Origin of the sequence: Nonomuraea sp. NPDC049750 (assembly GCF_040659625.1) — a bacterium.
Lineage (GTDB): Bacteria > Actinomycetota > Actinomycetes > Streptosporangiales > Streptosporangiaceae > Nonomuraea.
The window spans coordinates 1-18,634 of sequence record NZ_JBFANB010000009.1; the positions used below are offsets into that span (position 1 = coordinate 1).

The window sequence follows — 18,634 nt, forward strand, 5'->3', positions numbered from 1 at the left end:
TCGTCCCGGTCGGCCAGGAAGGCGGCGGCGGAGTCGAAGGACGCCTGATCCTCGCGGGCAAGCGCCTCCATCGCCGCGCCGATCAGCTCATTGGCGTTACTCACACATGCCGTCCACCTTAAAGAAAGTCCGCCAGAACCCTACCGTGACGGAGCACCGTCCCCTGCTCACCGGCGCGGCGGAAGGCGGCGAGGTCCAGACCGACCCCGGCTGTGTTGTCGTCCCGACCGGCGCAAGTTGGCTTGAGTCCCGGTCCTCAAGCTGCGGAGAATGCTTGTCCGCTCTTATGCCACCCGGTGCAGGGCACGCTGGGGCGTGCCAGCATCGTGCTGACCGTCGGCACCCATGTTTCGGTGCTGCCGCAGCTGTATCACGACAGCGACAAGCGGCCGCGCGGCTGGTGCTGAAGGCGGTGCGGACGACCAGCCGGAAGATCGGCAAGGCCCGGGCTGGGACCTGACCCACATGTGGCTCACCGTGACTCACGATCAGACGACACTGACTACAGATGCGGGTAAAGCCACAGGTCAGTGTGGTAGGGCGGGCGAGACTTGAACCCACGACCTACGGGATTATGAATCCGTGGTTTTGCGTGTCACGCGTTGATCCGCCAGCAGTACGACCAGATCGTGAAGTACACCACCGCCCTGCGCCTGGGCACCGCCGAGGCCGAGGAGGTCCTGCGGCGCTTCACCCGCGGCGGGCCCAAGCACCCCACCTACCGGGCGATCGAGGAACTGGGCCGCACGGTACGTACGGCGAGTGGCAGAAGCGGCCCACCGACGCCGGCCGGCGGGACCTGTCGCCACTGTTCTGGACCCACGTGAACCCCTACGGCCGATTCGAGCTGGACATGAACTCCCACCTCGACCTCGCCACCGCGGTGGCGGCCACTCTTCCCGGCCCCCGAACCCCGCCCGAGGCGGAAACCGCCCGATCGGCGGCTGAAGGTGCGACAGGGTCTGCATCCTGAAGACGCCTGCCCCGACGTCGTCGGCGGGCGGCTCGATCGTTGACCGGAGCGAGGCCGCCATCGGCGATCCGTCTGCTTCGGCCATCAGGAGCGGTCGTACGGCGGTTCTCGATCGGATTGATCTCGGGCTGGGATGTGCCGGCGCCAGCATGTCTGCGCCTTCACGTCCAGGCCAGATGCCTCATTCAGGTGGTGAGACCGGCGCTGGTCAGCCAGATGTGTTCGCAGGTCGAAGATGCTTTTTGTAAATTCTCGCGGGATTCCTGCGAGGCGTGGTAGAAGGTCCGCTCGATCATCCAGCACAAGGCGCGTGCCATCGCTGACGCTTGTTCTGGTTCGGTGCCGGCCTGAACGCCGGCTCGTTCCAGGACAGCGGTGATGGCCGTGATGAACAGGTCAGCCGTGTGGCTCCACAGCTCGCCGATCTCCGGCACGGTCAACGACAGATCGATCGCCGTGCGCATGACCAGACCGTGCTCATCCCACAGCTCAACCGTGCGCTGCATGGCTGCTGCGATGGCCTGGCGCGGCTCGTCGGTCTCTGCAGTGGCCCGGGACCGCTCCCACAGATGCTCAACGGTTCGGGCCACGAGTGCCGTGACCACTTCTTGTTTGGAGCCGAAGTAGAAATACAGAGCGCCGCGGGTGATACCGGCGCCCTGAGCTATGTCGCCGACAGTCATGGCGTCGTAGCCCTTTTGCACCAGTAGAGCTTCGCAGGTGTCCAAAATGGCCCTCTCCCGGACATCGCCCTTGCGTTCGGTGGCGCGCCGGCTCCGCGCGGAGTGGTGGCTGGGCATCAGAGCTGAGCACCCTCGGCAAAGTCGGTCGTACGGGAGAGGGGCTCCCATGCGCGGATGTCCTCGTCCACAGCCTTCCGCGCGGCAGTGACCAGTCGCAGCGCATCCGAGCCAAGGACGAGGTGGGCCGGCGGCTGGTCGACCGACGCGATGTGCACGACGGCCTCCCCGCCCTTGGCCGGATCGCCCAGCTGGTGCCCGCTGGCCTTCTGCCTCGCTTCACGGATGGGGGTGAACAGCTCGTCGTAGTCGTCGATGGACCGCGCGGTGCGTGTCATGGACCGTCCGGCCCAGTCGGTACGGAAGGAGCCGGGCTCGATCGCCGTTACGTGGATCCCGAACTGTGCGACCTCCTTGCCCAGTGCCTCGAGAATGCCTTCCAGGGCGAACTTGCTGCCGCAGTAGGCGGACATGCCGGGCACGGCCATCAGCCCGCCCATGGAGGTGACGGCCATCAGGTGTCCGCGGCGCCGCCGGCGCATGTGGGGCAGGGCCGCCTGCAGCGTGGCGACTGTCCCGAATACGTTGACCTCGAACTGCCGCCGCACGTCGGCCAGCGGCGTCTCCTCGAAGGTGCCCTCCAGGCCGTAGCCCGCGTTGGCAACGACGACATCCAGGGGGCCGACGCTCTGTTCCACCTCCGTGATCACGCTCGAGACGGCGGCGTCGTCGGTCACATCCAGGATGCGGCCGTGAGCGTACCCGGGTTTGAGCCCTTCGAAGGCCCGCAGGTCCTCCTCGGAGCGGACCGTGCCGACGACGGTGTGACCGGCGGCCAGGGCGGCTTGGGCGAAGGCACGTCCAAGGCCCGTGCTGACGCCGGTGATGAGCCAGTTCTGCCTCTGCATTGTTCCTCCTGAGGAGACTCGCGAGGAACTGGACTGCTCCCCATCTCAAAGTCTACACGGTGTCGATTTTTATCATCACCACGTAGATTCTGGCAGTGCGTGCGGGGCGGCGGGCCCGTACATGACGCGCCACGACGGACCGTTGTCTTCCCCTCCGCGGGGGTGCCTCCCGAGGGACGCCGGCCGCGACCGACCGTTGTCTTCCTCTCCCCGCAGGGGGCATCCCTCTCAAAGAACCCCAGCCACCACGGACCGAGACGGTTGTGTGACGAATCCCCCGGGGGCCCTCAGGTGGCCGGGTCGGCGATGCGGTCGAGCCACTCTTCCAGGAGGCGCTGCTCCGGTTCGGTGAGGACGGTGGTCCCGGGCAGGACGGCGCGCAGGGTGACCGCGGCGGTGACCGGTCCGGGGGATACGGCCGCCGGAGCGTCGGTGGTGATCGCGGCGATGACCGCCTCGCGGGCGAGGACGGACAGCTCCGGATCGCGCCGGTCCGCCGGCATGGTGATCAGGGTGACGGTCGTGCCGAGACCGGCCGCCTGGACGAGGTGGGCGGCGCGTTCCTCGCTGACGCGCAGCCGGCCCGCCTCGGCGATCCGGCGGATGTGCGCGGCGAGGACCTCTTCGCCGGCGACGGCGGCGGGCGGGGCAGCGGCCCCGAGGCGGGGCTCGTTCATGAGTAGATACAGGGCCGGATTGGCCAGGCCGAAACCGATGTGCAGGTCCCAGCCGGCGCGGAGGTCCTCGACCGGGTCCGCGATGTGTTCCCGGCCGGTCTTGCTGCTCAGGTAGGCGGCGAAGCCCTCGGCCGCGACCGCGTCGAGCAGGCCTCGCATGTCGCTGAAGAGCCGGTAGATGGTCGGCGCCTGCACACCGGCCGCGGCGCCCACCGCGCGCGTCGACACGGCCTCCCGGCCGCCCTCGGCGAGCAGCTTGGCCGTGGCGGCGAGGATGCGTTCGCGAGGGCCGCCCCCGGCGTCGAAGTCATCGGCATCCATGGTGGCAACGATAACAGATTCGCGTTAGCATCACTATTTATCAGTGATAACGTCCATCTCGTTAGCAGTGATGCGCGGGAGTCGATCTGACCCCGGCGACCCTGCTGCGAGACGACAACTGGAGGTCATGATGATCATCGTCACCGGAGCCGGCGGACAGCTCGGCCGGGCGATTCTGGAGGATCTGCTCGAACGCCTCCCCGCCGAGAAGGTCGCGGTGAGCGTCCGCGACCCTGATAAGGCACAGTGGTTGCGGGAACGGGGCGTCCGCGTCCGCCGGGGTGACTACGCCGAGCCCGCGAGCCTCGCCCACGCCTTCGAGGACGCCTCCCAGGTCCTGATCGTGTCCGCCGCCGCCACCGGCGACACGGGGCTCAGCCTGCACCGCGCCGCGATCACGGCGGCCAAGGCGGCCGGCGCGCGCCGGATCCTCTACACCAGCCACATGGGCGCGAACCCGGCCTCGCTCTTCGCGCCCATGCCGGACCACGCCGCCACCGAGGCGGCGCTGGGGGAGTCCGGCGTCCCCTACACCTCGCTGCGCAACGGCTTCTACGCCGCCACGACGCTGATGCTGTTGCGCGAGGCCCTGCGGACCGGCGAACTGGCCGCGCCGCAGGACGGGCCGGTCTCCTGGACGGCCCACGCCGACCTGGCCGAGGCCGCCGCGATCATCCTGGCCGACGAGGGCCGCTTCGACGGCCCGACCCCGCCGCTCACCGGCTCCGAAGCCCTCGACCTCGCCGATGTCGCCGCGCTCGCCGCCGATCTCACCGGACGCCCGATCAGGCGCGTCGTCATCACCGACGAGCAGTACGTGGCGAGCCTGCTCTCCCCTGGCGTGCCGGAGCCGCGGGCACGGATGCTCGTGGGCATGTTCGCCGCCAGCAGGCAGGGCGAGTTCGCCCAGGTCGACCCGGCGCTGGCCGACCTGATCGGCCACCCGCCGACGCCCCTGCGGGACGTCATGAAAGCGGCGCTCACAGAAGGCTGACGCGGGTCGACATTGGCCCGACGCGGCTGCGGAGGACTAACCCCGTGCCAACGCTGGGCTGACGCGGCCGCGAAGGCCCGACGCGGGTCAACGCCGGGCCAACGCGGGCTAACGCAGACGCGACTCGATGGCCTCGATGATGCGCGGGCGGAGTTCGGCGGCGCGGATGACGGCGTCCACGGAGCCGACCTCGACCGCGCGCTGGATGTTGTGCACCCGGTCGAACTCCGTGGCCACCTCACCGAGCTTCTCCGCGCGGACCGACGCGCGGAGCTCGTCGAGCTCCGCGGTCAACGCGGCGCGCTCGGTGCCGGCGGCGGCCGCGGTGCGCGCCTCCAGGTCCCGTACGCGCGGGTCGGCCGCGGTGCGGACGTTGACGTCGCCGGAGAACACCACCGCGGCGGCGGGGGCGCCGCCGAGCACCGAGGCGAACGAGCCCTCCAGCGCGAGCACGGTCATGTTCGGGTTCAGGGCCTTGGAGAACACCACGAACGCGCCACCGTGGTAGCGCGAGATCACGCAGAACACGATGGGCCCGCGGAAGTTCACGATCGCGCGGCCGATCTCGGCGCCGTACTCCAGCTGCAGCTTCCGCATCGACTCCGGCGAGCCGTCGAAGCCCGACAGGTTCGCCAGCACCACCAGCGGCCGGTTGCCGCTGGCCGCGTTGATCGCCCGCGCGGCCTTCTTCGACGAGCGCGGGAACAGCGTGCCCGCGGTGTAGGTGTCCGGGCCGTCGGTGGGCGGGAACCCGCGCCGCGGCACCGCCCGTGACTCGATGCCGAGCAGGCACACCGGGATGCCGCCGAGATGCACGTCCTGCACCGCCGCGGTGTCGGCGTCGGCCATGCCCGCCCAGCGTTCCAGCACCGGGTGGTCCTGGTCGGACAGCGCCCGCATCACGGTCCGGATGTCGAACGGCTTCTTGCGGTCGGGGTTGGCCTCGGTGGAGAAGATCTCGCCGACGGTGGTGAAGTCGCTGTCCGGCAAGGAGTGCGGGAAGTCGGAGATGTCGCGCTCGACGGGGTCGGTGGTCTTCGCCCGCCGCGGCCCCTGCTCGCCGGGCGCGACGTAGGTGTGGTCGTAGTACGACATCAGCACGTCCCGCGCGGCGGCCAGGTTGGGCGCCCAGTACTGAGCCTGCCCGTTCGGGCCCATCACGCGGTCGTAGCCGCCGATGCCGAAGTTGTCCTCGGCCGACACGCCACCGGAGAAGTCGAGCGACTGCTTGCCGGTCAGCACCATCGCCGAGTCCGGCGTCATCACCAGGATGCCCTTGGTGTGCATGAGCATCGTCGCCTCGGCGTTCCAGTAGGGCTGCGCGCCGACGTTGATGCCCGCGACCACGATGTTGATCTCGCCGCCGTCCTGGGTGAACTCGACGATCCGCTTGAGCGCCGCGGCCACCCAGTCCATGTTCTCGGTGCCGGACTTCATGGAGATCCGGGCGCCGGCCGACAGCGCGTACCACTCCAGCGGCACCCGCATCCGCTCGGCCAGGTCCAGTGCGGCGATCACGCGGCGGCACTCGGCCTCCGACAGCGCGCCGAGCGACTTGGTCGGGTCGCCGAGCAGCAGGACCCTGGTGACGCCCTGCGGGTGCCGGCGGGTCGGCGTGGTGATCACGCCCGCGACGATCGCCGCGGTGTTGCGCCCCTTCGGCCGCTCGACCGGCACCAGCGCGTGGTCGTCGTCGAGGTCGTACTCGGCGAAGTCGCCGAGCCGGCCGGTCAGTTCGTACGGGTAGACCGTGTTGCGGCTGCTGGCCCGCAGCACCTTCTGCCGGTAGTCGTCGAGCGGCTCGACCGGCTCGTCCGACGGCTCGCCGATGGTCAGGTCGGTGCCACCGGTGGCGTCGAAGGTGATGCGCACGGCCATCTTCGTCAGCTCGCCGGTCGTCCGGTCGCGCTGCCGCGCGATGAACAGGATCTCCTCCAGACCGGCGCCCACGGTCGTCGGCCGCACGCGCGCGGCGATCATCTCGATCTCGGCGCGGGTGATGCCGCTCGGCGGCCAGACGTAGACCACGATCCGGTTGGTGTTGAAGCGCTTCTCCGACGGCCGCCGCGACTGCGCGCGGCGGATGGAGTCGAGGCAGGTGGCGATGGTGTCCTCGGCCGTCGGCAGCGCGACCAGCCGGCCGTCGTGCTCGCGCAGCTCGGTCAGGTCGCGCACCTGCGCGAAGGCGACGAGGCGGTCGTCCGACGGGTTCTCCCGCGCCACGCACTGGAAGAGGTAGACCTCCTCGTCCGAGGACGGCAGCCGGGTCAGGTCGAACTTGCTCAGCCGCTCCAGCTGCATCCGCTGCGCGATGTACGGGTGCAGGCCGCGGATCAGCCGCTGCTCGGTCATCCCGGTGTCCGACGGACGGAAGGTGAAGTGGTGGTGCATCACCGTGCCGCCGCTGCCCGCGACGGTGGCGGTGAGCCTGCGCACCTGGCTCGGCAGCGGGTGCGCGCTGACGACCTCGTGCAGCGCGGCCGCCATCGCCTCGGAGCCCTCCGGCTGCCTCTCCCAGGCGAGATAGATGTCGGCGTCGACGGCGTCCTCGCCGCTCACCAGCTCCGCGAGCCCGCGCAGCGCGCTGCCCAGGTCCTCGAAGGCGACCGCGGAGGAGACCACGCGGGAGCCCGCGCGCTCGGCGACCACGAACGTGCAGCCCGCGGCCTGGCTGGTGCGGACGCCGGTGAGACCCTTGTTGCCGTAGTAGCGCCGGGTCAGCACCTCCAGCATGATCGCGTTGTCCAGGTCGTCGCGGGTGAGCCGCTGGCCGAGCAGGCGTACCAGCGGCTCGGTGGTGCGTACCATCTCGGCGATGCGCTCGGCGCGGTCCGGCGCGTCCGGGTGCGCGTCCAGATGGCGCAGGTGCTTGCGCACGTCGGAGTAGACGCGGGCGCGGTTGCGGCGCAGCAGCGGCTGGGCGAACCAGGCGAACACCACGCCGCGCGCGAGGTCGGAGACCACGGGGAAGCGGACCTGGGTCGCGGCCAGCAGCCGCTCCAGCGCGAGACCGGCGGGCTCGCGCAGCGTCTCGTCCGGCGGCGACTCCCGCAGCCAGGCGCGCAGCAACGTCGTGACGACCGCGGCGTCGGCGGACGCGCGCTGCTGGGCGAGGAAGATCCGGAACACCGCGGCCTCGAGCTCGGGAGAGCGCTCCAGCTCGGTGACGCCGTAGTGCCCGAGCGCCTTGGCGAGCTTGGCCTGGAAGGCCGCCGGCAGCCCGGCCCGCTCGACGTCGAGGCTCTGCAGGTAGGTGTGGAAGTACTCGCGAGCGCTGTAGACGTGGCCGGCGCCGCCGTCCTCGCCCGCCGGCCGGTTGCGGCTCAGCTCGGCGAGGTCGGCGAACACCTCGACGAGGGCGAGCTCTTCGGCCAGCGGCCGATGGCCCTCCTCGGTGGCCGCCCGGCGCGCTGTGAGGTAGTCCTCGAGCACCCCGCCTTCGTCGTGCGGGTCGACGTCGAAGCCCAGCAGCAGGCTGCGCAGGTCCTCCTGGCCGCGCGCGGCGCGCTTCCACGCCGGGATCTCGCCCGGCGCGGCGGGCAGGTCCAGCTCGACGGACGCGGCGGCCGAGGTGCTCGCGGCCTCGGCGGCGTCGTCGGCGAGCGGCTCCAGCCGCAGCAGCGGCGCACCGGTCTCGACCTGGCTGCCCACGGAGACGACGCACTCCTTCAGCCGCGCCTTGAACGGCGCCCGCAGGACCGTCTCCATCTTCATGCTCTCCAGCACCAGCACCGGAGCGCCCGCCTCGACCTCGGCGCCGACCTTCAGTGGCGTGGCGACGACCAGCGCGGGCGCGGGGGAGCGGACGACGCCGCCCTCGTCGCGGCTGACCCGGTGCGTCACGCCGTCCACCTCGACCAGGTGGATCGGCCCGTGCGTGTCGGTGAGCAGGCGGTAGGGGGTGCCGTTGACGATGATCCGCCCGGTGTGCCGGTCGAAGCGCTCAAGCTCGACGTCGGCGGTGCGGACGTCGTCACCCGCTTGGACGCCGACGCGGAAGCGGTGCGCGCCGACCCGCGCGACGCGCACGCGGTAGCCGGCGCCACGCAGCTTGAGGTCCAGCGGCCGGCCGCTCTCGTGCTGCACCTGCGGGCGGCCGCCGAACGCCGTGGACAGCAGCCGCTGCCGCTCGGCGCGTTCCTCCTCCTCGTACGCCTCGATGGCGGCGGCCGCCAGCGCGACGGCGGAGTGCCGGTGGGAGACGAGCCTGCCCTGGCCGCGGACGCGGTCGATCCAGCCGGTGTCCGCGCTGGCGTCGATCACCTCGGGCTGGTCGAGCAGGTCGAGCACGAAGCTCTTGTTCGTCGCGCCGCCCTCGATGATCACAGTGGTCTGCGCCATGGCCCGGCGCAGCCGGCCGAGGGCCTCGTCGCGGTCGACGCCGTACGCGATGATCTTCGCGATCATCGAGTCGAAGTCGGCCGGGATGGTGTCGCCCTCGCTGACACCGGTGTCCACGCGGATGCCCGGCCCGGCGGGCAGGTCCAGCCGCGCGATGCGGCCGGGGGAGGGGGCGAAGTCGCGGTCGGGGTCTTCGGCGTTGAGCCGGGCCTCGACGGCGTGCCCGCGCTCCACCGGCGGCGCGCCGTCGAGCCGGCCGCCGGATGCCACCCGCAGCTGCGCCTTGACCAGGTCGAACCCGGTGGTGGACTCCGTGATCGGGTGCTCGACCTGCAGGCGGGTGTTGACCTCGAGGAAGGCGAACAGCTGGTCACCGGGGTGGTAGAGGAACTCGACGGTCGCCGCGCCCCGGTAGTCGACCGCGACGGCCAGCCGTTCGGCCGAGGCCTTGAGCTCGGCCGTCTGCGCGGGGCTGAGCACCGGCGAGGCCGACTCCTCGATGACCTTCTGGTTGCGCCGCTGCACCGAGCAGTCGCGGACGCCGAGCGCCCACGCGGTGCCCTGGCCGTCGGCGATCACCTGGACCTCGACGTGCCGGGCGCCGGTGACCAGGCGCTCCAGGAACACCACGCCGCTGCCGAACGCCCGCGCGGCCTCCTGGCTGGTGCGCTCGTAGGCGTCGGCGAGCTCGGCCTCGTCCGTGACCACGCGGATGCCGCGCCCGCCGCCGCCCGCGGTCGCCTTCAGCATCAGCGGGTAGCCGATCTCGGCCGCCGCCGCGAGGGCGGCGTCCAGGGTCTCGACCGCGCCGCGGCTCCACGGCGCGACCGGCACGCCGACCTCCTCGGCGAGCAGCTTCGCGCCGATCTTGTCGCCGAGCCGGCGCATGGCCTCCGCGCTCGGCCCGACGAAGGTGACGCCGATCTTCTCGCACAGCTCCGCGAACGCCGGGTCCTCGGCGACGAACCCCCAGCCGACCCACGCGGCGTCGGCCCCGGTCTCCACCAGCGCGCGCTCCAGCGCCTTCAGGTCGAGGTACGGGCGCTCGGACGCCGGACCGAGATCGTAGGCGAGGTCGGCCTCGCGCACGAACGTGGCGGCGCGGTCGACGTCGGTGTGCAGCGCGACGGTTTGGATCGGTGTCGCGGTCTCCGCGGCCAGCTCCCGGACTGCGTGGATGAGCCGCATCGCGGCCTCACCACGGTTGACGATGGCGACACGACTGAACACCCGACCGAGCCCTCCTGTTGACTGTGCGCGCCTTCCCTGTGGCACCCCCCGCACCTGTACAGCCTTGCCTCTGCCGGCTCGTAGGGAAATGTCGCAGAGGGAGCACACCAAGGCTCCACAGTTGTAGGGAACGACCAAAAGCACGCGTGCGCGAGCGCGCCAGGTGGCCCTAGGTTACCGTGCGGCCACCACAGCGTGACGCCGTACGGCCTCGGCGAGGCCCGCTGCGGCGAACGCCGCCGCCACCAGCACGGCGCTGACCCACAGAGGCGAGTGGTAGCCGAGCCCGGCGGCGATGGTGGCGCCGCCGATGGCGGGACCGGCCGCCGCGCCCACGTTGAGGGCCGCGGTCGCGAAGGAGCCGCCGAGCGAGGGCGCCTGAGCCGCCGCGTACAGAACCTGGGCGATCAGCGTCGAGCCGACGGCGAACGACAGGGTCCCCTGGACGAAGACGAGCAGCAGCGTGGCGACCGGGCTGCCTGCCGTGGCGGCGAAGAGCGCCCATCCGGCGAGCAGGGCGATCCCGCCCGCGATCAGGACCAGCGTCGGCCGCGTGTCGGACAGCCGCCCGCCGATGGTCACCCCGGCGAACGACCCGAGACCGAACAGCGCCAGCACCGCCGGCACCCAGCCCGGCGAGAAGCCGCTCACGTTGGTGACCAACGGGGTCAGGTACGTGAACGTACAGAAGGTGGCGGCGTTCACCAGCGCGGCCAGCGCCAGCACGACGAGCAGACGCGGGCCGCGCAGGGCCCGGAGCTCGCGCCCCGCGCGGGGGTCCACCGTCGCCGGTGCGAGGTCCGGCACCGATCGCAGCACGGCGAAGACGGCCGGCAGGGAGATCAGGGCCACGGCCCAGAACGCCGACCGCCAGCCGAACGTCTGACCGAGCGCGGCACCGGCGGGCACCCCTGCGATACAGGCGAGCGTGATGCCGCCCAGCAGGATGGAGGTGGCCCGCCCCTTGGCGTTCGGCGCGACCATGCCGGCCGCGGTCGCGAGCCCCACGGCGAGGAAGCCGGCGTTGGCCAGCGCTCCGAGCACCCTGGTCACCAGGAGCACCGAGAAGCTGGAGGTGAGCGCGCCGGCTACGTGCACGAGCATGAACGCGACCAGGAAGACGAGCAGCGCCCGTCTACGTGGCCAGCGCATACTGAGCACCGCCATCAGCGGCGCTCCCACGATCATTCCCGCGGCGAAGGCGGACGTCAGCGCGCCGGCGGCCGGGATGGACACGTTCAGTTCAGCGGCGATGTTCGGAACCAGTCCGGAGAGCATGAATTCGGACGTTCCTTGGGCGAAGACCGCCAGTCCGAGGATGTAGATGGCGAAGGGCATGAGCGAAAGACTCCAGGCCGCGTTGAAAGGGCATCACAGGACGACGCGGCGCGCACCAGCGCTCAGCAAGGGGCGCTACCGCGTGAAAGGAGGGACCAGGTCCGGCACCACGACAGGGGCGGAATTCCTGGAACGAATCAGTCCGTATGACGGTGATCCGGCGGCGGGAGTGACGAAAGGGCGCGCAGGCCTCAGGGGGCGGCGCTGCCGCGTGACATCACGAGAAGCCACCGGAAGAACCGGTGGCTAGCGTCTTGACGCCTCAGGACTGGACATTGGCCCCACGATAGTCAAAAGTCACAGAACTCGTCCACCGCATAATCGCTTTTGCCCAGACGCGGGTTTTTCGCACCTGGGAAGTGAGCATGATGCGCACGACCCCTCGGTGGACGTCCGGAGGGGGAGAAGCGATGAAGGGGTACGACTTCGAGGGAGCGGCACTGGAGCTTGGTGCCCTGGTACGCGAGGACGGCACCGCCGACTCCGCCGAGCGGATCCGCATCCCCCTGAGCATGCTGAACCGGCACGGACTGGTCGCCGGCGCCACGGGAACCGGAAAGACCAAGACCCTCCAGCTCATGGCGGAGCAGCTCGTCGCCCAGGGAGTCCCGGTCTTCCTCGCCGACATCAAGGGCGACCTGTCGGGCCTGGCCTCGCCGGGTACGGCCTCCGAGCGCGTCACCCGGCGCGCCGCCGAGGTGGGTGAGACCTGGCAGCCCGCGGCCTGTCCGGTGGAGTTCTTCTCCCTGGGCGGTCTGGGAGACGGCATCCCGATCCGCGGCACCATGACCGCCTTCGGCCCGACCCTCCTGGCCAAGGTCCTCGGGCTCAACGAGACGCAGGAGTCCACACTCGGACTGATCTTCCACTTCGCCGACAAGCAAGGGCTGCCGCTGCTCGATCTCAAAGACCTGATCGCGGTCATCCGGTATCTGACCACCACGCCGGAGGTGCTGAGCGGCATCGGCGGGCTGTCGGCGGCGACGGCCGGGGTCATCCTGCGCGCCTTGACCAACTTCGAGGCGCAGGGGGCGGAGGCGTTCTTCGGCGAGCCGGAGTTCGACGTGCGCGACCTGCTCCGGGTGACGCCGGACGGTCACGGGGTGATCTCCGTTCTCGAGCTGCCCGCCGTACAGGACCGGCCGCAGCTGTTCTCCACCTTCCTGATGTGGCTGCTCGCCGACCTGTTCCACGAGCTCCCCGAGGTGGGGGACGTCGACAAGCCGAAGCTCGTGTTCTTCTTCGACGAGGCGCATCTGCTGTTCGACGATGCGTCCAAGGCGTTCCTGCAGTCGATCGCCCAGACCGTACGGCTGATCCGGTCGAAGGGCGTGGGCGTCTTCTTCGTCACCCAGACGCCGAACGACGTGCCGACGGACGTGCTGGCCCAGCTGGGCGCGCGCGTGCAGCACGCCCTGCGCGCCTTCACCCCCCAGGACGCCAAGGCGCTCAAGGCCACCGTCTCGACCTTTCCCTCGTCCTCCTACGACCTGGAGCGGCTGCTCACCGAGGTCGGTATCGGTGAGGCCGTCGTGACGGTCCTGTCCGAGACGGGCGCGCCGACCCCGGTTGCCTGGACGCGCCTGCGCGCCCCTCAGACGCTCATGGGACCGTCGAGCCCGGACGTGGTCCAAGGCGTCATCGCCGCCTCGCCGCTTCAGCCGAAGTACGGTACGGCGGTCGACCGCCAGTCGGCTTACGAGATCCTGTCCGCGAAGCTGGCCGAGCCTCCCAAGGGCCCAGAAGCTCCGCGCGAGCCGGAGCGGGCCAGGCAGCCGGAGCCGAAGCAGTCCATGCTGGAGCGGGTGCTGGAGTCGAAGGAGTTCCAGTCCCTGGCGCGGTCGGCGGCCTCCAGCCTCGGCCGGGAGATCACCAGATCCATCTTCGGCACCGCCCGTCGCGGGCGACGCTGAATCAACGCACGCGGACCGGGCCCGAGGTTTCAGGCCAGTGCGGCGGCGACCCGCTGCCGGAGCAGGGCTTCGTGGCCGGGGTCGGTGCACAGGGTCGTGGTCAGCCCCGTCTTGGCCGCGTCGGCGAGCACGGCCAGCAGGGTCGCGAGCTGCCCGGGAGGTTCGGCACTGAGCAGTTCCTCGGCATGCCCGACGATCAGGGTGACCGCGCCGACATCGCGCAAGGAGTCGGTCAGCGCGTCCCAGTTGCGGCCGAAGTGGCCGGGGAGGCGCAGGGCGCGTGCCACCTCCTCGAAGAAGGCGGCACGCGTCCGGCAGGCCCGCCCATCCACCAGCGCCGGCGCAGGGTCGGTGGACACTGTCAGCCAGTGCGGCGGCGGATGTGCGGCGGCGGTCATGGCGGTCCTAGAGCCGGTAGAAGTCGGTGTAGTGGTTGGGGGAGAACCACGTCACACCGCTGCTGCGGTTGACGACGATCCGGTACGCGTCACGCGCGGCACCCCGCGCCCGGGAGTACACGTCGTACTCATAGTAGGTGGCGCCGCTGGGGAGCTGGCCTTCCCGGTTGTAGAAGCGCCCGCCGGTGTAGTTGTACCTGCCGTCCGTCCAGGTGTACCAGCCGCTGCTGGTGGGGTAGTTCTTGGCAGTCCAGATCGAGTTGGCCGAGCGTGCGTCGGCGCAGCGGGAGATGGTGCAGGAGTTGTAGACCGTGGCGTTGGCTGGGGTGATGCCGACCAGGCCGACGAGGGAGGTGATGGCGGCGAGGACGACGGTCAGTCGTACCGGCCAGGAAGGGCGGGGGCGCGGCTGTGTGTGCACGAGGCCTCCTTCGGGGGGTGACAGACATGGTCATGTTCGCCGCTCAACTCAGGTCAAATCAAGGCAAAGAATGCCAAGGGAAAGGTGAACACTTCGCGGACGGCTCCTGCTCAATCACTCTGTACCCGGCGGGGCGGCTATGTCGGTCGCCGCGCCGGCATAACGGCGGGCCAGGCGCGCGAAGGCGTCCTTGAGCTCGGCCGGGCCGACGACCTCGATGTCGGCGTCGAACCTGCCGAGGACGGCGGCCAGGTCGGTCCAGGACCACGAGCCCACGACGAGCCGGCAGCGGTTCGGGCCGAGCTCCTCGACGACTCCGTCGTGAGTGAAGCGGGAGACGGCGGCGGCTGGTAGGTCGAGGATCACCTCGCCGCGACAGGGCCAGTTGCCGGCGCCGTCGAGGCCCCGGAACTTGCTGGTCACGAAGGCGACCAGGTCGCCTCCGGGCAGCTCGCGCGGGGTGAAGCGGGGCCCTGCGGGGGTGCGCGGGGTGATCCGATCGGCGCGGAAGGTGCGCCAATCCTCGCGGTCGAGGTCCCAGGCGACGAGGTACCAGCGCCCGCCCCACGTGACGAGATGATGGGGCTGCGCCCGGCGCGGCGGGGTCGGCACGCCGTCGTCGTCCACACCGGGCGGGTAGTCGAAGCGCAGCACCTCCCGGGCGTGGACGGCGGCGCTGATCGCCATGAGGACGCCACTGTCGACCTGTGGGCCCGGTCGGCGCGCCGGCCGCTCGACGGCGGTGATCTGGAGGGTGTCGATCCGGTGGCGCAGCCGTGCGGGCATGACCTGCCGGACGGTGTTGAGCGCGCGCGCCGCGGCTTCCTCGATGCCCGCCCCACTGGAGGTGGCGGCGGTCTGGAGCGCGATGGCCAGAGCGACGGCCTGCTCGTCGTCGAACAGCAACGGGGGCAGTTCCGCGCCGGCGTCGAGCCGGTAGCCGCCGTCGGGCCCCTTGAAGGCCAGGATGGGATAGCCGAGCTCACGCAGGCGGTCGACGTCGCGGCGTACGGTGCGCGGGCTGATCTCCAGCCGCTCGGCCAGCAGCGCCCCCGGCCATTCCCGGCGCGTCTGGAGCAGCGAGAGCAACGACAGCAGTCGCGCGGAAGTCTTCGGCATGACCTCATTTTGCCCGGAGAAGAGGCCACTCCCTGTCCGCTTCCTCTGCGACTGTTGTCGCATGCCAGACAACGACAACGACTCGAAGGGCCCGAACGCCGTGACCGCCACCACCACACCCCCCGCGACCCTCGACGCCGAGCGGAGCGACCTGCTCGCCGCGATCGCGAACGCGCGATCCGCGGTGACCAACGCCGTCCGCGGGCTCAGCGACGAGCAACTCGGCGAGCGCCCGACGGTCAGTGAGCTGTGCCTGGGCGGGCTGGTCAAGCATGTCGCGTCCATGGAGGATACGTGGCTGCGCTTCGTGGTCGACGGCCCGTCGGCGATGACGTACGGCCTGCCCGAGGGTGTCACCTGGGGCGACATCGCGGCCGGCACCGCACGCGAGATCCCGCAGTGGATGATCGACCACCAGAACGAGTTCCAGATGCTGCCCGGCGACACGCTGGCCGGGATCCTGGCGAGTTACGAGCAGGTCGCCGCCCGCACCGCGGAGATCGTCGCCGCAGTCCCCGACCTGTCGGCGACGCAGCCGCTACCGGAGGCACCCTGGCACGAGCCGGGCGCGGTGCGCAGCGTGCGCGCGGTGCTGATGAACGTCATCGCCGAGACCTCCCAGCACGCCGGGCACGCCGACATCCTGCGCGAAACGCTCGACAGTCAGAAGTCGACCTGAGCGGCGATGACCATTCTGGACACCCGGGCGCTCAACCGCGCGACGCTCGCCCGGCAGATGCTGCTCGATCGCGCCGACGTGCCGGTGCTCGACGCCGTCGCGCACCTGTGCGGCCTGCAGGCGCAGGAGCCGCAGGAACCGTTCGTCGGGCTCTGGTCGCGGTTGCGGGCGTTCGACCCGGCGGCGCTCTCGGACCTGCTCATCCGGCGGGGCGTGGTGCGTACCCACCTCATGCGCCGCACCGTGCACCTCCTGACCGCCGACGACATCCTGGCCTGGCGGGGCCGCCATGACGCCATGCTGCGTCAGCGCGTACTCGGGACCTATCGCCGCGAGCTCGCCGGGGTGGATCTCGACGAGCTCGCGGCGGCAGGACGGGCGGTGATGGCCGACGACGAGCCGCGCTCGATGAGCGAGCTCGCGCGGGCGCTGGCCGAACGCTGGCCAGAGCCGGGACCGCGGGCGCTGGGCGAGATGCTGGTCGCCGCGCTCATCCCGATGGCGCAGCTGCCGCCGCGTGGGGTGTGGCGTGCGCGGGCGGGAGTACGCAACGTCCTGCTCTCCTCCTGGCTGGGGCGCGAGATCGACTCACCGGCCCGGAACGGCTCCGATCCGAATGGCTCCGATTCGGTCGGCTCGAATCGGGCCGGCTCGAATCGGGTCGGCTCTGATCCGGTCGGCTCCGATCCGGTTGGTGAGGCGCTGGTGCGGCGCTATCTGGCCGCGTTCGGTCCGGCCGCCTCGGCCGACATACGGGCTTGGTGCGGCCTGGCCGGCCTGCCGGCCGCGGTGGCCGCGATACGAGAGGAGCTGGTCACCTTCCGGGACGAGCGCGGCCGGGTCCTGCTGGACCTCCCCGACGCGCCGCGCCCCGACCCGGACACTCCGGCCCCGGTACGGTTCCTGCCGGCCTTCGACAACGCGCTCCTCGGTTACCACGACCGCGGCCGGATCATCGACGACGCCCACCGCCTCCTGTCGGTCGCCGGGGCTCGCGTTGTCCTGGTCGACGGCCGGGTCGCCGCGACCTGGACTGTCCAGGCGGGCACCGTGATCGTCACCCCGCTGGGTGGCTTCTCCCGAGCCGACCGAGCTGAGGTCGGCGAGCAGGGGCAGGAGCTGGCGGCGTTCCTGTCCGACGGCGAGAGCGACCGCGTACAGATCGACGTGTCTCCTCGCTGACCGCTACACCCGCGAGCCGCTTCTCCTGAGCCCGGGAGAGGGCTCAGGCGACGCGCGGGTGTAGCGTCTGACCAGACGAGTCGATCATGAAGGAGGCCTCCCGCTGGAACCGCGCGGTGCGCGGCCGGACATGTCCCAAGGTGGGCGTCTCGGCAGATACGGCGCTGTGGCGAGCGCGCTGGCGTCGCGCAGTGACCGGCAGCTCGCCGAGTCGCTGCGGCAGGCGCGGGAGCTCGGCTCGGGGATAGGTGGCACCTCCGCGTTATTGGACGTCGGCGGCGTGCCGGTCTTCGCGAAGCGGGTGCCGCTGACCGACGTGGAGCGCCAGGCGGACAACGTGATGTCCACGGCGAACCTGTTCGGGCTGCCCCCGTTCTGCCAGTACGGAGTCGGCTCGCCGAGCTTCGGCGCCTTCGACCTGTCCGCCCGCGAGAGTGGATTTCTGGCCCGCAACGCGACGCATGACACCGGTTACGCGCTGATGCAGCTGGTCAACTGGCTCGTCACCAACATCTGCGGGGTGGCGGTGCCACCAGAGGGCGGGCCCGTGCGGCGCAACGCGTACATCCGCGCGTGCGCGGCCGGTGCGGACCCCGCCGGTGCTCCGCCGGCTGTCGCCGCGGTGATCCGCCGGTACGCCCCTGTCGCGGCGGTCATGAACGACTTCTACTGGGAGTTGTTCGGCGTCGATCGCACGACGCCGTACCCGGCGGAGAAGGTCGAAGGCGTCCTGAGCGCGCTGCGCTGAGCGACCGCCTCATCGCCGGTCCTCGGGTACGGCACAGCCGTGCACCATGACCTCGACCACGTTCTGGACGGCTTCCCTGCTGACGCTCCCCGGCGGCGCGGCGACCAGGGTGAACAGCGCACCCCCGTAGAGCGCTATCAGGGCCGGGATCCTCTCGCGCGGGATGGTGAGGCCGAGCTTGTCGTGGTGGCCGGCGGTGAGTAGCGACGCCGTGTCCAGCAGGCTCGCGAGTGCCGAGGCGAGCACCGGTCGGCGCGCGGCCTCCATCTGCAGTTCGAAGATCGCCACGTAGCGGTCGCGCAGGGTGGTCGCGGCGGTGAGCAGCGATTGCGTCCACAGGTCGACCAGCGTCGTGGGCTGCTCGGTGGCGCGGTCGATGGCCTGGTCGGTGTCGGCGTGATGCAGGTCGACGATGCGCTCGGCGGCGGCCACCAGCAGTGCTTCCCGGCTGCGGAAGTAGTTCGAGGCCGTTCCTGGTGGCAGGTCCGCCTGCTTCTCCACCGCGCGGTGGGTCAGCCCATGTACGCCCGAGGACGCCAGCAGCTCGATGGCGGCATCGGTCAGGGCTCGGCGACGGGCCGGATTGGTGGGCGGCATGCGCCCATGCTACCAATGATCGTACTAGTACGATCGTAGTGAATCAGCGAGGAGG

General features: G+C 70.9%; 14 protein-coding genes and 1 pseudogene. 6 read left to right on the forward strand and 9 right to left on the reverse strand.

The window, feature by feature from the left end; all coding sequences use genetic code 11:
• Positions 1-602: 602 nt before the first annotated feature.
• Positions 603-859, forward strand: a pseudogene (locus tag AB0J16_RS23845) (Tn3 family transposase); the annotation flags it as partial.
• A 299-nt stretch (positions 860-1,158) separates the two neighbouring features.
• Here the strand turns inward: AB0J16_RS23845 and AB0J16_RS23850 are convergent.
• From AB0J16_RS23850 to AB0J16_RS23860, 3 genes are all read right to left on the reverse strand, one after another.
• Entirely contained in the window at positions 1,159-1,773 is a 615-nt protein-coding gene (locus AB0J16_RS23850) for a TetR/AcrR family transcriptional regulator (RefSeq protein ID WP_358543080.1), read from the reverse strand.
• Positions 1,773-2,621: an oxidoreductase gene (locus AB0J16_RS23855; protein ID WP_358543083.1), complete on the reverse strand. Its 849-nt coding sequence runs from the start codon at positions 2,619-2,621 to the stop codon at positions 1,773-1,775. The genes AB0J16_RS23850 and AB0J16_RS23855 overlap by 1 nt, the downstream gene beginning before the upstream one ends.
• 287 nt (positions 2,622-2,908) lie before the next feature.
• Complete coding sequence (locus tag AB0J16_RS23860) at positions 2,909-3,619, reverse strand: TetR/AcrR family transcriptional regulator (protein WP_358543086.1); 711 nt, start codon at positions 3,617-3,619, stop codon at positions 2,909-2,911.
• 127 nt (positions 3,620-3,746) lie between these two features.
• Between AB0J16_RS23860 and AB0J16_RS23865 the strand changes: the two genes are divergently transcribed.
• Positions 3,747-4,613 carry an NAD(P)H-binding protein gene (locus AB0J16_RS23865; protein ID WP_358543089.1) on the forward strand — a complete coding sequence of 289 codons (867 nt, stop codon included), beginning with the start codon at positions 3,747-3,749 and terminating at the stop codon, positions 4,611-4,613.
• 108 nt (positions 4,614-4,721) lie between these two features.
• Here the strand turns inward: AB0J16_RS23865 and AB0J16_RS23870 are convergent, their stop codons facing one another.
• The gene (locus AB0J16_RS23870) at positions 4,722-10,184 is read right to left on the reverse strand and encodes a carboxyl transferase domain-containing protein (protein ID WP_358543092.1); all 5,463 of its coding nucleotides are present in this window, start codon (positions 10,182-10,184) and stop codon (positions 4,722-4,724) included.
• A 174-nt stretch (positions 10,185-10,358) separates the two neighbouring features.
• Positions 10,359-11,522, reverse strand: a complete 1,164-nt coding sequence (locus tag AB0J16_RS23875; protein WP_358543095.1) for a Cmx/CmrA family chloramphenicol efflux MFS transporter — start codon at positions 11,520-11,522, stop codon at positions 10,359-10,361.
• Positions 11,523-11,932: 410 nt separating this feature from the next.
• On the opposite strand from AB0J16_RS23875, the gene AB0J16_RS23880 reads away from it, so the two are divergent.
• Positions 11,933-13,435, forward strand: coding sequence for a helicase HerA-like domain-containing protein (locus AB0J16_RS23880; protein ID WP_358543098.1), 1,503 nt, complete (start codon positions 11,933-11,935; stop codon positions 13,433-13,435).
• A 29-nt stretch (positions 13,436-13,464) separates the two neighbouring features.
• Here AB0J16_RS23880 and AB0J16_RS23885 read toward each other — a convergent pair whose 3' ends face one another.
• The 3 genes from AB0J16_RS23885 to AB0J16_RS23895 all read right to left on the reverse strand — a co-directional run bounded on the left by AB0J16_RS23885 (position 13,465) and on the right by AB0J16_RS23895 (position 15,373).
• Positions 13,465-13,833, reverse strand: a complete 369-nt coding sequence (locus tag AB0J16_RS23885) for a barstar family protein (RefSeq protein WP_358543101.1) — start codon at positions 13,831-13,833, stop codon at positions 13,465-13,467.
• A 7-nt stretch (positions 13,834-13,840) separates the two neighbouring features.
• The gene (locus AB0J16_RS23890) at positions 13,841-14,254 is read right to left on the reverse strand and encodes a ribonuclease domain-containing protein (protein WP_358543104.1); all 414 of its coding nucleotides are present in this window, start codon (positions 14,252-14,254) and stop codon (positions 13,841-13,843) included.
• Positions 14,255-14,368: 114 nt separating this feature from the next.
• Positions 14,369-15,373: a WYL domain-containing protein gene (locus AB0J16_RS23895; protein WP_358543108.1), complete on the reverse strand. Its 1,005-nt coding sequence runs from the start codon at positions 15,371-15,373 to the stop codon at positions 14,369-14,371.
• A 61-nt stretch (positions 15,374-15,434) separates the two neighbouring features.
• On the opposite strand from AB0J16_RS23895, the gene AB0J16_RS23900 reads away from it, so the two are divergent.
• From AB0J16_RS23900 to AB0J16_RS23910, 3 genes are all read left to right on the forward strand, one after another.
• A complete protein-coding gene (locus AB0J16_RS23900) occupies positions 15,435-16,052 on the forward strand; it encodes a DinB family protein (RefSeq protein WP_358543110.1) in 618 nt (205 codons plus the stop codon).
• A 6-nt stretch (positions 16,053-16,058) separates the two neighbouring features.
• Entirely contained in the window at positions 16,059-17,234 is a 1,176-nt protein-coding gene (locus AB0J16_RS23905; protein WP_358543113.1) for a winged helix DNA-binding domain-containing protein, read from the forward strand.
• Positions 17,235-17,400: 166 nt separating this feature from the next.
• A complete protein-coding gene (locus AB0J16_RS23910; protein ID WP_358543116.1) occupies positions 17,401-17,982 on the forward strand; it encodes a hypothetical protein in 582 nt (193 codons plus the stop codon).
• Positions 17,983-17,991: 9 nt separating this feature from the next.
• Here AB0J16_RS23910 and AB0J16_RS23915 read toward each other — a convergent pair whose 3' ends face one another.
• Positions 17,992-18,579, reverse strand: a complete 588-nt coding sequence (locus AB0J16_RS23915; protein ID WP_358543119.1) for a TetR family transcriptional regulator — start codon at positions 18,577-18,579, stop codon at positions 17,992-17,994.
• Positions 18,580-18,634 lie beyond the last annotated feature (55 nt).

What these genes read in the sequence shown, in the direction of transcription:
- AB0J16_RS23865 (WP_358543089.1), top strand. Translation starts at nt 3,747, where the DNA reads ATGATGATCATCGTCACCGGAGCCGGCGGACAGCTCGGCCGGGCGATT.
- AB0J16_RS23905 (WP_358543113.1), top strand. Translation starts at nt 16,059, where the DNA reads ATGACCATTCTGGACACCCGGGCGCTCAACCGCGCGACGCTCGCCCGG.
- AB0J16_RS23850 (WP_358543080.1), bottom strand. Translation starts at nt 1,773, where the DNA reads ATGCCCAGCCACCACTCCGCGCGGAGCCGGCGCGCCACCGAACGCAAG.
- AB0J16_RS23900 (WP_358543110.1), top strand. Translation starts at nt 15,435, where the DNA reads ATGCCAGACAACGACAACGACTCGAAGGGCCCGAACGCCGTGACCGCC.
- AB0J16_RS23860 (WP_358543086.1), bottom strand. Translation starts at nt 3,619, where the DNA reads ATGGATGCCGATGACTTCGACGCCGGGGGCGGCCCTCGCGAACGCATC.
- AB0J16_RS23880 (WP_358543098.1), top strand. Translation starts at nt 11,933, where the DNA reads ATGAAGGGGTACGACTTCGAGGGAGCGGCACTGGAGCTTGGTGCCCTG.
- AB0J16_RS23915 (WP_358543119.1), bottom strand. Translation starts at nt 18,579, where the DNA reads ATGCCGCCCACCAATCCGGCCCGTCGCCGAGCCCTGACCGATGCCGCC.
- AB0J16_RS23885 (WP_358543101.1), bottom strand. Translation starts at nt 13,833, where the DNA reads ATGACCGCCGCCGCACATCCGCCGCCGCACTGGCTGACAGTGTCCACC.
- AB0J16_RS23895 (WP_358543108.1), bottom strand. Translation starts at nt 15,373, where the DNA reads ATGCCGAAGACTTCCGCGCGACTGCTGTCGTTGCTCTCGCTGCTCCAG.
- AB0J16_RS23875 (WP_358543095.1), bottom strand. Translation starts at nt 11,522, where the DNA reads ATGCCCTTCGCCATCTACATCCTCGGACTGGCGGTCTTCGCCCAAGGA.
- AB0J16_RS23855 (WP_358543083.1), bottom strand. Translation starts at nt 2,621, where the DNA reads ATGCAGAGGCAGAACTGGCTCATCACCGGCGTCAGCACGGGCCTTGGA.